Genomic DNA, 13,870 nt, shown 5'->3' on the forward strand with positions numbered 1-13,870 from the left:
TGTTGGAGGTTATTGGCCATGCTGCGAGAGCTATCCATTCGGAATTTAGCGGTTATTGAGGAAGTAAACGTTTCGTTTCATCATGGATTTCATGTGTTGACAGGTGAGACAGGTGCAGGTAAATCCATCATTATTGATGCACTTAGCTTAATTGTCGGGGGACGTGGCTCCGCAGATATGGTCAGGTATGGCTGTGATAAAGCCGAGATGGAGGCGATGTTCGATTTGCCGTCTATCCATCCGGTATGGGCAGTACTGGAACGATTAGGCGTCCAGGCTTCAAGAGAAGAGATGCTTGTGATCAGACGAGAGCTGACCTCTCATGGTAAGAGCAGCAGCCGGGTTAACGGACAGCTTGTTACGATGACGATGCTTCGAGAAATAGGGGAATGCCTCGTCAATATTCACGGTCAACATGAGCATCAATCGCTTTTGCGTACGGAGCAGCATCTGGAGTGGCTGGACTTGTTCGCAGGTGATCTGCTGATTGAGCGTAAGACTGCTTATAGGGCTGTGTATCAGCAACTTCAGCAAGCGCGGGCATCCGTTCGAGAGCTGGAAGAGACAACCCGGCATAACGTTCAGATGCTGGATCTGTACAGGTATCAGATTGAAGAAATTACGAATGCGAATCTGAAGGACGGCGAAGACGAGCATTTAATGGAGGAGAAGCGCAAGCTGCAATATGCCGGCAAGCGCATGGACAGCGTGTCCGAGTCCTATGCGTTATTGTATAACGGCAAGGGGCTTGATGCGATTAGTAAAGCGATCACCAAGCTGACGGATATTCAGACTTATGATCCTGCTGTGCTGACTCCAATGCTTGAGCAGCTTCAGTCGGCCTTTTATCAAGCGGAGGACGCGGTATTCCAGCTCCGCGATTACCGGGACAGCATTGATTCTGACCCCGAGCAATTGTCCATGATTGAGGACAGGCTTGATCTTATTAATGGGCTGAAACGCAAATATGGCGAATCCATTCCTGATATTCTTCAATATCTGGATCGAATTTCGGATGAGCGTGACAAGATCGAGAACCGTGACGAATATCTGGACAAGCTGCGTAAAGATGAATTGCGTCTGTATTTGCAGGCCCATGAATTAGCTCAGGAGTTGTCTGAGCTTCGTGCTCATGCTTCTGAACGGCTGGCTGCTGCAATCGAGCTTGAGCTCAAGCAGCTTCAGATGGGCAATACCATCTTCCGCGTCCAGTTGGATCATCCTGCGGCAGCTGAAGCCGCTGAGATGGCTACATTAAACGCCAACGGTATTGATGAAGCGATCTTCATGCTGTCGACGAATCCGGGCGAGCCGCTCAAGCCACTCAACAAAATCGCATCCGGCGGCGAAATGTCGCGTATTATGCTTGCGCTTAAAGCGATTTTTGCTGAGATTGATCAGGTACCTGTCCTTATCTTTGATGAAGTGGATACAGGTGTAAGCGGAAGAGCCGCACAAGCGATTGCCGAGAAAATGTCGCAGCTATCGGCGAAATGCCAGATTTTCTCGATTACGCATTTGCCGCAGGTGGCTTGCATGGCGGATCATCACTACGAAATCCGCAAGCATATTATTGAACAGCGGACATCAACAAATGTAACGAAGCTTGGGGAGCACTCGCGTATTGAAGAACTTGCCCGTATGCTGGGCGGTGTTGAAGTAACGGAAAAGACCCGTCATCATGCACAAGAAATGCTTGTTTTGGCGGATCGACAGAAGGGAGCCTAATGGAAGGCATTCAGGGAATGTTTTTGCGGTCATAAAACAACTGGTGCAGGGTAACTTAAAGGTACGCCAATGGCGAAACGACCTTTCTCGTCATGCGATGGAATAACAGGGAGCGTGAAATCATTGAACTCCAGCCCAAGGAAGAAATGGTTTGGCCTAGTTCTCGTTATCTGCGTCTGCATGATCGGACTCTCCGCGCCGTTTCAACATTTTGCCGCATTCCCGAATGAACTACGTTTATTCTCCGGCCAACTGAAACGATTACAATATGGAGTTCCCGTACATGCAGAAGTTACCGTGGATCCACGAATGCTTCAGATTAATGGCTCAACCCGTCAGTCATTATCAGTTAATTTGAATGACCCGATTTCGTTACAGCCGCATCAAAGCGGGCAAACGAGCATGAAAGTGAAATTATTTGGTAAAATTCCGTTTAAGACCGTCAAGGTAAATGTCGTTCCTGATTTGAGGGTAATTCCAGGCGGACAGACAATTGGTGTGAAGGTTAAATCCGCAGGCATACTTGTTGTTGGTCATCATCAGGTTCGTGGCAGTAACGGAACGAAGGAGTCGCCCGGCGAAAAAGCGGGTCTCCGGTTAGGCGATCTTATTATTAAGATCGATGGGCACAATATTAACGAAGTACGCAAGGTCGCTGATTTGGTGGAACAAGCAGGCAAGGAGCATCGTCCACTCGCAATCACTTATAAAAGGAACGGTACCATTGGGGAAACAAAGCTGTATCCGATCCGCGATGCAGAAGAGCGTAACTGGAAGCTTGGTCTCTATATACGCGATTCTGCGGCAGGTGTCGGTACGCTGACGTTCTATGCTCCAGATCAAGGCGTCTACGGTGCTCTTGGCCATGTGATAACGGATATGGACACTCAAACACCAATTGAAGTTGGTGATGGACAGATTTTACAGTCCAGCGTGACGTCCATTAACAAAAGCCAAACGGGAGAGCCGGGAGAGAAACGGGCCCATTTCGTAAAAGAAGGCAAAATCTTAGGCAATATTGAGCGAAACACATCATTCGGTATTTTTGGTAAAATGAACGAAAATCCGAATCACAGTTATAGTGACAAATCAATTCCTGTAACATTTGCCGAAGAGGTTAAGGAAGGCCCGGCTCAAATTTTGACTGTTGTTAACGGGCAGAAGGTCGAACGGTTTGATATCGAGATCGCTCACGTGACGAAACAGCCTGCTCCAGCCACAAAAGGCATGGTCATCAAAATAACCGATAAACGTCTTCTGGATAAAACAGGAGGTATCGTTCAAGGAATGTCGGGCTCACCGATTATTCAGAACGGGAAACTTGTTGGAGCGGTAACGCATGTATTTGTTAACGATCCTGCTTCCGGTTATGGCTGCTTTATTGAGTGGATGCTGCAAGATGCTGGCATCTTGACGAGAGAGCAATCCACACAAGGTGCAGCTGCATAAGAAATACAAAACCGCTGTTCGGGCAAATATAACCCGTCAGCGGTTATTTTATTACAGCGTCTAGAATTGGATGGATTTGTCGAAAAATTACGAACAGCATCATAAATTGTAACAAATTATTTATTATAACGAAAAAGAATAAAAAATCAAAGGAAAAAATTTTTCGACAGAAGGAATTTAAAGCGGCATGTCGAAAACTTTATCACAAGACAACTAGGGAAGGTAATCGCGAGTGAATACCAATTAAGGGAGGACCAGACCTTGCACAAGATCGAAGTATTGCTGGCAGATGACAATCGAGAATTCACCAATTTATTATCCGAATACATATCGGAACAAAATGATATGAGCGTAAGCGGAGTGGCTTATAACGGTGAAGAGGTATTGTCTTATTTCGAAGAAGGCAGAAAAATACCTGATGTTCTTATCCTTGATATTATAATGCCGCATTTGGATGGACTTGGCGTATTGGAGCGTATTAAAGAGCTGAACATCAATCCAATGCCTAAGATCATTATGCTGACAGCATTTGGTCAAGAGAACATCACCCAAAAAGCCGTACAGCTTGGCGCTTCCTATTATATTTTGAAACCGTTCGATATGGAAATACTTGCTAACCGGATTCGCCAATTGGTGAACAATACTACATTTGCTTCTTCGGCAACGTTTAGTTCTGCCGCAACAACGACGGTCAAATCAAACGTCGTCCCGCTTGCTAAAGGAAAAAATCTCGACGCAAACATTACAAGCATTATTCATGAAATTGGTGTTCCAGCCCATATTAAAGGGTATCAGTATTTGCGTGAAGCCATCACGATGGTGTACAACAACATCGAAATTCTTGGCGCCATTACGAAAACGCTGTATCCGGCAATTGCAGAGAAGTTCAAAACAACGCCATCCCGCGTTGAACGTGCCATCCGCCACGCTATTGAAGTGGCATGGACACGAGGCAACATTGACAGCATCAGCCACTTGTTCGGCTACACGATCAACATCAGCAAATCCAAGCCGACAAACTCCGAGTTTATCGCCATGGTAGCTGATAAGCTCCGAATCGAACACAAAGTAAGCTAAAGATTAAAACCGCTATTATTATTGGTTTTCTCCAATATGAAGGCGGTTTTTCTTTTCCAGGCAAAAAAACACCCCGCAGTACTCCTGGAGTCGCAGCGGGGTGTTCTATGTCATTTAAGCTTGCGGTTTAGGCGGTCTTGGGCGTTTCGGCCGGAATCTTGGAGCGACATAATTACGCTTGCGGTCACGGAAGAATATCCAGCCGCCGATAAAACCAACGCCAATAGCAAACAGTACAAGGCCGAATAAAAAGCTGAGCCACGCAAAATCCGGGTTGATGGCATCATTTCCGAAATCGGAGAAGTAATTAAATAAGGCATTTTTCATTTTAAGAAAACCGATACAGGCGGCTATGCCGGGAATAACGAGCAGCAGTACGGCAATAAGACGGGCAGCAACTAATTTCATATGTATAATGTTCTCCTTGTATCCGATATAGACATTCTTTCTTATGATACCTTTTTCTGCTTGCAGTGTCTATTTCGGAAATTTAACGATGTAAATCGATTTGAAAAAAGGTACAATAGGACGAGTGGAATTAATGATTTGGAGGGAATACATAATGACAATCCAAGTGGATGTAGCTGTGCTTGGCGGTGGCTCAGGCGGATATACAGCAGCGATTAGAGCTGCTCAGCTGGGCAAAAGCGTAGCGATCGTCGAGCTGGATAAGCTAGGCGGCACTTGCTTACATAGAGGTTGTATACCAAGTAAGTCACTGCTTCGAAGCGCAGAAGTTTATTCGACTTTGCTTGAAGCGGATAAATACGGAATCTCCGTAACAGAAGGTGCGATGTCGCTGGACTTCAATAAAGTTCAGGAACGTAAGGAAAAGACCGTTGAACAATTGCATCGCGGCCTGAAAGGCTTGATGAAAAAATACGATATTCAAATTATAAATGGTAAAGGCCGTATTATTGGCCCGTCCATCTTTTCTCCGCGCAGCGGCTCTTTAGCCGTAGAATTGGCCGATGGCGAGATGGAGTCGGTCGTATCCACGAACCTGATTATCGCAACAGGCTCCCGCCCTCGTCATCTGCCGGGTCTAAAACCCGATGGCGTGCATATCTTGTCCAGCGACGATGCTCTTCAGCTGGAGCAGCTTCCGGAGTCGATGCTTATTGTCGGCGGTGGGGTAATTGGGGTGGAGTGGGCATCCATGCTGCAGGATTTCGGCGTGCAAGTGACTTTGGCTGAGGTTGGCGCGAGACTCCTGCCGGGAGAAGATGCAGAAGTATCGGCGGAGTTGACCAGACTCCTTCGCCGCCGTGGCGTTCGCGTATTAACGAATATCCAGCTCAAAACCGAAGAGTTGTCCATTAATGCAGATGAAGTATCGATAACAGCGGAAACCTCGGAAGGCAATATCCTGCTGACAGCAAGCAAAGTGCTGTTGTCCGTTGGCCGTCAGGCTAATATCGAAAACATTGGTCTGGAGAATACGGATATTCAGACGAAAAATGGTTTCGTCTACGTTAACGATTTTGGCCAAACGACAGAGCCGCACATTTACGCAATTGGAGATGTGATCGGAGGCGTGCAGCTCGCACATGCGGCAGCCCATGAAGGGGTGGCAGCAGCCGAGCATATTGCAGGCCATAAGAAAGCAGCGGTTGATCCGAATCTTATCCCGCGCTGCATCTACTCCAGACCGGAAGTAGCTTCTTACGGCATGACAGAAGATAGTGCACGGATGAAAGGGCATGATATTAAGACCGGAAAAATTCCGTTCGCTGCGATTGGCAAAGCACTTGTGCTTGGCGAAGCAGACGGTTTTGTGAAGGTCATTGCCGACCGGAAAACCAACGATATTCTTGGTGTTCATATGATTGGACCTCATGCGACAGATCTGATCTCGGAAGCTTCGCTTGCCGGATTTTTGAATGCAACACCTTGGGAAGTAGGCCAGCTTATTCATCCGCATCCCACCTTATCCGAGGCGCTTGGTGAAGCCATGCTTGCGATCGACGGCAAATCACTCGCTTTCTAGAAGGATTTTCTTTTTCATCGGAATGCGGTTATAATAGGTAATATCAAGTCTTAGTACCTGGTTTTAAAATCAGGTTAAAGGAGGCACAACCTCATGAGTCAATCAACCGAACAAACCTTTCGTCATAATGAATTAGGCTTAAGCAATGAGCAGGCTCTTGAAATGTATGCAACGATGATGCTCGCACGCAAATTCGACGAGCGCAATATGCTGCTGCAAAGAGCGGGCAAAATTAATTTCCACGTATCCGGCATCGGCCAGGAAGTTGCACAGGTTGCGGCTGCCTTCGCCTTAGACCGGGAAAATGATTATTTCCTGCCTTATTATCGTGATTATGGATTCGTACTTGCCGTTGGCATGACGGTAAAGGAATTGATGCTGTCTGTCTTTGCGAAAGCAGAGGATCCTAACAGCGGCGGCCGTCAGATGCCGGGCCACTTTGGCAGCAAGCGTCTCCGGATTGTAACGGGCTCGAGCCCGGTAACGACCCAGGTCCCGCATGCCGTAGGTATTGCTTTGGCAGCGAAAATGAAAAATAAACCAATCGTCAGCTTCGTAACCTTCGGAGAAGGTTCGAGTAACCAAGGCGATTTCCATGAAGGCTGCAACTTCGCCGGAGTTCATAAGCTTCCGGTCATTTTGATGTGCGAGAACAACCAATATGCCATTTCGGTGCCTGTGCGCAAGCAGCTTGGCGGACGTGTGGCAGACCGCGCCCTTGGTTATGGATTCCCGGGGTATCAGGTTGACGGCAACGATGCACTCGAAATGTACCGTGTTGTGAAGGAAGCCCGTGAGCGTGCTGTTGCAGGCGAAGGACCAACACTTATTGAAGCGATGATGTACCGGATTTCGCCGCACTCTACTTCTGATAATGATCTTGCTTACCGCACGAAGGAAGAAGTGGAAGAGAACAAGGCGAAGGACGGTATTCCAAAATATAAAAAGTATCTCGAAGAATGCGGCCTCTGGAATGAAGAGCTCGAGGCTGAGCTTCAAGCGCGTATCCGCAAAATGGTGGATGAAGCAACGGAATACGGCGATAATGCTCCGTTCCCTGCGCCAGAGTCCGTCTTGTTGCATGTTTATGCGGAGGAGGGACACTAAGATGGCAGTAATGGATTATATCGATGCAATTCGTTTGGCAATGAAAGAAGAGATGGAGCGCGACGATGACGTGTTTGTGCTTGGCGAAGACGTCGGGTTAAAGGGCGGCGTATTCACAACGACTAAAGGTCTGCTTGATCAATTTGGCGAAATGCGCGCCCTTGATACTCCTCTTGCTGAATCCGCAATCGCAGGTGTTGCGATTGGAGCAGCCATGTACGGCATGAAGCCGATTGCCGAGATGCAATATTCGGACTTCATGTTCCCGGCCACCAACCAGATCATCAGCGAGGCGGCTAAAATCCGTTATCGCTCCAATAATGACTGGAGCTGTCCGGTTGTTATTCGAGCGCCAATCGGCGGCGGTATTTTTGGCGGCTTATATCACTCCCAGTGTCCGGAATCCGTGTTCTTCGGAACGCCGGGCCTTAAGATTGTTGCTCCATATACGGCTTATGATGCGAAGGGATTGCTCAAAGCGGCAGTTCGCGACCCGGATCCGGTTCTTTATTTTGAAAACAAAAAGTGTTATAAGCTGATTAACGGTGATGTGCCAGAAGGCGATTATGTCGTTGAGATCGGCAAAGCAAACGTTCTTCGCGAGGGCGATGATATTACGGTTATCGGCTACAGCATGCCTCTTATGTTTGTTGAGCAGGCTGCAGCAGAGCTTGAGCAGGAAGGCATCAGCACTCATATTCTTGATCTTAGAACGCTGCAGCCCCTGGATAAGGAAGCGATTCTGGCAGCCGTCCGCAAAACAGGCAAAGTATTGATTATCCATGAAGATAACAAAACCGGCGGCGTTGGCGCTGAAGTATCGGCAATTATTGCGGAAGAACTGTTATATGAGCTGGATGCTCCAATCCAAAGGCTTTGCGGTCCGGATGTTCCGGCTATGCCGATCAATCCGCCGGGTGAGAAGTTCTTCATGCTTAATAAAGATAAAGTAAAAGAAGCAATGCGCAATTTGGCGCTATACTAAGCGGCAAGTACGTGTCGGGTAGGGAGATGGATAATTAATGAAATCGGTGAAGGAAATCGTCATTCCTCAGTTGGCGGAATCACTGGTCTCGGCGACTATTGATAAATGGCTTAAGCAGCCGGGTGACCGTATTGAGATGTATGAACCGATCTGTGAGCTGATCACGGACAAAGTAAGTGCGGAGCTGCCGTCGACTATCGCTGGCACTTTGGTTGAGATTCTCGTAGGTAACGGCGAGACCGTACCGGTTGGAACTCCCGTATGCCGCGTAGAGACAGAAGTGGCTTCTTCGGAAGCTGCACAAGCTCCGGATATTGCGAAAAGCGTGAGTACGAACGTAAATACGGACTCTACGGATGACGGAGACAAGTCGATGCGCAATCGCTTCTCACCGGCGGTTCAGCAGCTTGCAGCCGAGCATGGCGTTCGTCTAGCCGACGTACCGGGAACGGGGCTGGGCGGAAGGATCACACGTAAGGACATTCTTGCTTATGTTGCTTCCGGAGCGGGACAAGCGTCTGCAACGGCAGCGGCTAGGCCGGTAACGCCTCCGCCAAGCACAACGGTATCGGAAGTGCGCTCCTCGGGCCTGCATCTTACAGAGTCGCCTCGGACACCTACTGTTTCTAACCAAAGCGCATCAAATGCAGGACGCGGAGAAGATTTTATCGACGTATCTCCCATCCGCAGTGCGATTGCCCGCAATACGATGCTTAGCGTCAATGAAATCCCTCATGGCTGGATGATGATCGAAGTGGATGTCACGAATCTCGTTCAGCTCCGCAACAAAGTGAAGGATGAATTCATGAAGCGTGAAGGAATAAATCTGACGTATCTGGCCTTTGTGCTGAAGGCAGTTGTGAATGCGCTCAAAGACTTCCCGATCATGAATTCCATGTGGGGTGTCGATAAAATTATCGTGAAGCGGGATATTAATATCTCTCTTGCGGTTGGCACAGAGGAATCCGTTGCTACACCGGTGATCAAGAATGCTGACCATAAAACGATTGCCGGTCTGGCACGGGAGATCGATGATCTGGCTCGCCGCGGACGCGAAGGCAAGCTGACATTGAGCGATATGCAGGGCGGTACCTTTACAGTCAACAATACGGGCTCCTTTGGTTCAATCATTACAAACCCGATTATTAACTATCCGCAAGCGGCTATTCTGACGTTCGAATCGATTGTAAAACGTCCTGTCGTGATCAACGATATGATCGCAATCCGTTCGATGGCGAACATGTGCTTGTCGCTTGATCATCGTGTGCTGGACGGCGTCATCTGCGGCCGTTTCCTGCAGCGCGTGAAAGACAACTTGGAAAGCTTTAATCAAGACACGAAATTGTATTAAGAAATGGGGTAATCCAATATGACTGACACGGCAGTTGAACACGTGGAGCGGCATTTGGAAGCCCGATATATACCGATGATCGGTTATGCGGAAGCTTGGGATATGCAGAAATCGATCGTGCGGCAAATCAGCCAGGAGGAGCGTCAGGAGACGCTTCTCCTTCTTCAGCATCCGCCAACATATACGTTAGGAACAGACCGTCATCATGAACATCTGCTGCTTAGCGAGGACGAACTGAAAGAGCGCGGGATATCGGTCTTTGAAATCGATCGCGGGGGAGATATTACTTATCATGGGCCTGGACAATTAGTTGGTTATCCGATGCTGTTCCTCCCCATGGAAGGACTGGATCTGCACGCTTATTTGCGAACAGTGGAGCAGGCTATAATCAATTGGCTGGCCGAATATGGTATAGAAGCGGGAAGAAAGCCGGAATATACAGGGGTATGGGTCGGCAATGAGAAAATCGCCGCAATCGGCGTGAAGTTCAATCGTGCCCGTGATCGCGGCGGTTTTGTAACAAGCCACGGTTTTGCCTTGAACATTGAGGAAGGAATCGGCGACCAAGGCTTTAGCGGTATTATTCCATGCGGCATTCAGGAGTATGGAGTAACTTCCTTTAATGACCTGACTGGCCGGAAATTAACCGTTGAGGAGGCAGCGCGGCAGCTGCTGCCGCATTTCTGCCATGTATTCGGGTTCGAGACCCCCTCTCTGCTAGAGTAGAGAGCTGAGTGAAGCAACAAGCGTCGTAACAACAAGGGCAGCAACAACAAGAATAGCGACCAGACGGATAAGCTTTTGCATCTTCAAAAGTAAAACTCCTTTCTATGATTTTAGAAAAAACGGCTTCCCGTCTATTGTAATCGAAAACAGAGAGTGGAGGAAATAGCTATGGTGAATCAGGAACGTATTGTAAGAGAGTTTATTGAACTCGTAAAGGTAGACAGTGAGACGAGGCATGAACAGGAAATCAGCGAAGTGCTGAAAGCGAAATTTACAGAGCTGGGCTTATCCATTGAGGAGGATGATGCGCAGGCGAAAACAGGGCATGGCGCAAACAACCTGTTTGCTTTCCTGGAAGGTACGGGGGAAGCCGGCGCGCCTACCATTCTTTTCACCTCCCATATGGATACGGTAGCCCCGGGCAATGGGATTAAACCTCAAATCGACAGTGACGGTTACATAAGAAGCGACGGTACTACGATACTGGGCAGCGATGATAAAGCAGGACTTGCTGCGATGCTGGAAGCGATCCGTGTACTGAAAGAAAACAGCATACCGCATGGACCTATCCAGTTCGTTATTACAGTTGGTGAAGAATCCGGACTGTTAGGCGCAAGAAACATGGACGCATCCAAACTGAAGGCTTCCTTCGGTTATGCAATAGATTCCAATGGTTCTATCGGGGATATGGCCGTTGCCGCTCCAACCCAGGCAAAAATCATTATGAAGCTGCACGGCAAATCTGCTCATGCGGGTGTTAATCCGGAGGATGGGATCAGTGCGATTCAGGTGGCATCCAAAGCGATTTCCCGTATGCCGTTAGGGCGTATTGATAAGGAAACAACGGCTAATATCGGAAGTTTTGAAGGCGGCGGCGCAACCAATGTGGTATGTGATTTCGTGAAGCTGGTGGCGGAGGCGCGTAGCATTGTGCAGGAGAAGCTGGACCGTCAGGTTGAGGCGATGCGCGAGGCGCTGGAGAGTGCGGCAGAGGAATTTGGTGCTAGAGCTGAATTCGAGAGCCAATTAATTTATCCGGCTTATGTCCATCAAGATGATTCACCGGTTGTCCAGCTGGCCAAAGCGGCAGCAACGGCAATCGGGCTGACACCGCGTACCTTTCATTCGGGCGGCGGCAGCGACGCTAATATTTTCAACGGTTTAGGCGTGCCAACCGTCAATCTTGCCGTTGGTTACGAACATATTCATACGACCAAGGAACAGATCAAAGTTGCCGACCTTGTGAAGATTACGGAGTTCGTCATCGAGATTATTAAACAAGCCGCAAAAGCTTAAGCGTTGGGAAACGAAACGGCTTGTCCATTGCTATTAGAAAAGCCGGATAAGCCGTTTATTTCGATGATTTATGCGGGGAGAGCAGCTTTTGGAGCGGGATGTTCATGCCGGACAGCTTGCGGAGCTGGCTTTGGACCTCCCATGCTTTACCAACGAGTCTAAGCTCATTATGCGTTAAATATTGTTTCATCTTTAACACGCTCCTTTGTTTGTCCTTATAAACAATGGATATGTAAGGAGTAGACAAGTTATTCCGGGTAACGATATTTCAGGACAGGGGAGAATGGGATGAGTCAGAACAACGAGCTGTGGCGTGAAGAAACGATTAGTACAGAACCAATTTTCGAGGGGAAAATGATTACGCTCCAGGTGGATACCGTTGCCATGCCTGATGGCCGCACAGCGACACGCGAGATTGTGAAGCATCCGGGTGCTGCTGCCGTAATGGCGCTCCTGGATGGCAAGCTGCTTGTTGTCGAACAATTCCGCAAGCCGCTGGAGAAATTTCAGATTGAAATCCCTGCCGGAAAGCTGGATGCTGGCGAAGATCCTCTTGTAGCTGCGGGACGTGAGCTGGAAGAAGAGACAGGGTACCGGGCGGACGATCTGAAGCTGGTCAGCGCCTTTTTCACCTCTCCGGGCTTTGCCGATGAGAAGCTGTATCTGTATTTCGCGGAGAACGTCACAATCGGCACGCAGCAAACGGACGAGGATGAGTATTTGCAGGTCGAAGCTATTACCCTGGAACAGGCGGAGTCCTATATTGCAGAAGGTCGTATTAGCGATGCCAAGACAATTCTGGCCGTGTATGCGTGGAAGCTTTATCAGTTGACAGGTACAATCTAAAACTTGTCCAGACCGCTCTCTCAAACGTCATACGATGAACAAAGGGATCATACACTTTATCATCGGGACAAGGGGGGAGTGTGCCATGCGTTCGCCAGCTTTTCAAGACGCGGTGAAAAACCAGCTGACTTTATACGTATTTGTGGCCGTATTATTTGTTGTAGGAGCTATATTCGGCGGGCTGATGGTTAACGCTTTGACATTGGAGCAGCAGCAGGATCTGGCAACGGACGTCAATCAATATATCCGACTGGTTAATGCAGGCATGGCGCCTGATGCGGCACAGTCGTTTTGGGACAGCTTCTTTTTCCATGGCAAATGGCTGTTTTTGTTATGGTTTCTCGGTATATCGGTAGTAGGGGTGCCTTTTGTGCTTGCGCTGGATTTTCTGAAGGGCGCGTTGGTCGGTTTTGCAGTCGGATCATTGATCTCCCAGCATGCTTGGAAGGGCTTGCTGTTCTCGCTAGCTTCTGTTGCTCCGCCGAATCTAATCATCGTGCCTGCCATCATGATTACAAGTGTTGCAGCGATTACTTTCTCGACATTTGTCATCAAGAACCGGCTGCTGCAGCAAAAAGGAGCTTTAGCCCCGCAAATCGCCTCTTTTACTTCGACCGCTCTTCTTATGCTGCTGTTTCTGGCAGGAGCGGCTTTGCTTGAGGCGTACCTATCGCCCTACTTCATGCAGTGGGCAGCTCCTTATCTAGCGGGCGCCGGAACAGGCGTCTGACGGCAAAATGTTTGACTTTAGGAATGGTTAACCCCTATAATGAAAGCAAACGTTTCCTGATGTTGGCGCAGACATGTGGTAGGGGGGAAATCATGGAAGCCCGGATTGAGAAGATCAAACAACAGTTGCAGTCGCAGGGCTACAAATTAACCCCGCAGCGTGAAGCAACCGTTCGTGTATTACTTGAGAATGAAGAAGATCACTTAAGCGCGGAAGATGTGTTCATGCTCGTAAAGGACAAGGCTCCGGAAATCGGCCTCGCTACTGTATATCGTACGCTCGAATTGCTGAGCGAAATGCATGTGGTTGAAAAACTTAATTTTGGTGACGGCGTTGCCCGCTATGACCTTCGTACGGATAGCAGCAAACACCATCATCATCATCTGATCTGCGTACAGTGCGGCGCTATGGACGAGATTAAGGAAGACTGGCTTCTTCCTCTGGAAGAACGGCTGGAGCAGGAATATGGCTTCACGGTTATCGACCACCGTCTCGACTTCCAAGGTGTATGTCATCGCTGCAACGCGAATAACGACAAATCAAATGAATAAACGGCTTTGCTGCCCAGCGTAACTGGACGGCAAA

14 protein-coding genes are annotated in these 13,870 nt (G+C 48.6%); 12 read left to right on the top strand and 2 right to left on the bottom strand.

What is annotated here, in order from left to right:
• Positions 1–18 precede the first annotated feature (18 nt).
• The 3 genes from recN to spo0A all read left to right on the top strand — a co-directional run bounded on the left by recN (position 19) and on the right by spo0A (position 4,254).
• Positions 19–1,728 carry a DNA repair protein RecN gene (recN, locus tag BM200_RS22660; RefSeq protein ID WP_091188931.1) on the top strand — a complete coding sequence of 570 codons (1,710 nt, stop codon included), beginning with the start codon at positions 19–21 and terminating at the stop codon, positions 1,726–1,728.
• Positions 1,729–1,851: 123 nt separating this feature from the next.
• Positions 1,852–3,177: a SpoIVB peptidase gene (gene spoIVB, locus BM200_RS22665; protein ID WP_175533004.1), complete on the top strand. Its 1,326-nt coding sequence runs from the start codon at positions 1,852–1,854 to the stop codon at positions 3,175–3,177.
• A 261-nt stretch (positions 3,178–3,438) separates the two neighbouring features.
• A complete protein-coding gene (spo0A, locus tag BM200_RS22670) occupies positions 3,439–4,254 on the top strand; it encodes a sporulation transcription factor Spo0A (protein ID WP_091188933.1) in 816 nt (271 codons plus the stop codon).
• A 114-nt stretch (positions 4,255–4,368) separates the two neighbouring features.
• On the opposite strand, the gene BM200_RS22675 is transcribed toward spo0A, so the two are convergent.
• Positions 4,369–4,662 carry a DUF2627 domain-containing protein gene (locus tag BM200_RS22675; protein ID WP_091188934.1) on the bottom strand — a complete coding sequence of 98 codons (294 nt, stop codon included), beginning with the start codon at positions 4,660–4,662 and terminating at the stop codon, positions 4,369–4,371.
• Positions 4,663–4,816: 154 nt separating this feature from the next.
• On the opposite strand from BM200_RS22675, the gene lpdA reads away from it, so the two are divergent.
• From lpdA to BM200_RS22705, 6 genes are all read left to right on the top strand, one after another.
• Positions 4,817–6,244, top strand: a complete 1,428-nt coding sequence (gene lpdA, locus BM200_RS22680; RefSeq protein ID WP_091188935.1) for a dihydrolipoyl dehydrogenase — start codon at positions 4,817–4,819, stop codon at positions 6,242–6,244.
• A gap of 93 nt (positions 6,245–6,337) precedes the next feature.
• Entirely contained in the window at positions 6,338–7,351 is a 1,014-nt protein-coding gene (locus tag BM200_RS22685; RefSeq protein ID WP_091188936.1) for a thiamine pyrophosphate-dependent dehydrogenase E1 component subunit alpha, read from the top strand.
• 1 nt (position 7,352) lies between these two features.
• Positions 7,353–8,336, top strand: coding sequence for an alpha-ketoacid dehydrogenase subunit beta (locus tag BM200_RS22690; protein ID WP_091188937.1), 984 nt, complete (start codon positions 7,353–7,355; stop codon positions 8,334–8,336).
• Between the two features lie 37 nt (positions 8,337–8,373).
• Positions 8,374–9,687, top strand: coding sequence for a dihydrolipoamide acetyltransferase family protein (locus BM200_RS22695; RefSeq protein ID WP_091188938.1), 1,314 nt, complete (start codon positions 8,374–8,376; stop codon positions 9,685–9,687).
• Between the two features lie 18 nt (positions 9,688–9,705).
• A complete protein-coding gene (gene lipB, locus BM200_RS22700; protein ID WP_175532973.1) occupies positions 9,706–10,413 on the top strand; it encodes a lipoyl(octanoyl) transferase LipB in 708 nt (235 codons plus the stop codon).
• Positions 10,414–10,581: 168 nt separating this feature from the next.
• Positions 10,582–11,709 (top strand): M20/M25/M40 family metallo-hydrolase, encoded by a 1,128-nt coding sequence (locus tag BM200_RS22705; RefSeq protein WP_091188939.1) that lies wholly within the window; start codon positions 10,582–10,584, stop codon positions 11,707–11,709.
• A gap of 55 nt (positions 11,710–11,764) precedes the next feature.
• On the opposite strand, the gene mciZ is transcribed toward BM200_RS22705, so the two are convergent.
• Positions 11,765–11,899 carry a Z-ring formation inhibitor MciZ gene (mciZ, locus tag BM200_RS29780; RefSeq protein WP_139230826.1) on the bottom strand — a complete coding sequence of 45 codons (135 nt, stop codon included), beginning with the start codon at positions 11,897–11,899 and terminating at the stop codon, positions 11,765–11,767.
• 98 nt (positions 11,900–11,997) lie between these two features.
• On the opposite strand from mciZ, the gene BM200_RS22710 reads away from it, so the two are divergent.
• The 3 genes from BM200_RS22710 to fur all read left to right on the top strand — a co-directional run bounded on the left by BM200_RS22710 (position 11,998) and on the right by fur (position 13,836).
• The gene (locus tag BM200_RS22710; RefSeq protein WP_091188940.1) at positions 11,998–12,555 is read left to right on the top strand and encodes an NUDIX domain-containing protein; all 558 of its coding nucleotides are present in this window, start codon (positions 11,998–12,000) and stop codon (positions 12,553–12,555) included.
• Positions 12,556–12,640: 85 nt separating this feature from the next.
• Positions 12,641–13,285, top strand: a complete 645-nt coding sequence (spoIIM, locus tag BM200_RS22715; RefSeq protein ID WP_091188941.1) for a stage II sporulation protein M — start codon at positions 12,641–12,643, stop codon at positions 13,283–13,285.
• 92 nt (positions 13,286–13,377) lie between these two features.
• Positions 13,378–13,836, top strand: coding sequence for a ferric iron uptake transcriptional regulator (fur, locus tag BM200_RS22720; RefSeq protein ID WP_015843928.1), 459 nt, complete (start codon positions 13,378–13,380; stop codon positions 13,834–13,836).
• Positions 13,837–13,870 lie beyond the last annotated feature (34 nt).

Source organism: Paenibacillus catalpae, from assembly GCF_900112695.1.
Classification (GTDB): domain Bacteria; phylum Bacillota; class Bacilli; order Paenibacillales; family Paenibacillaceae; genus Pristimantibacillus; species Pristimantibacillus catalpae.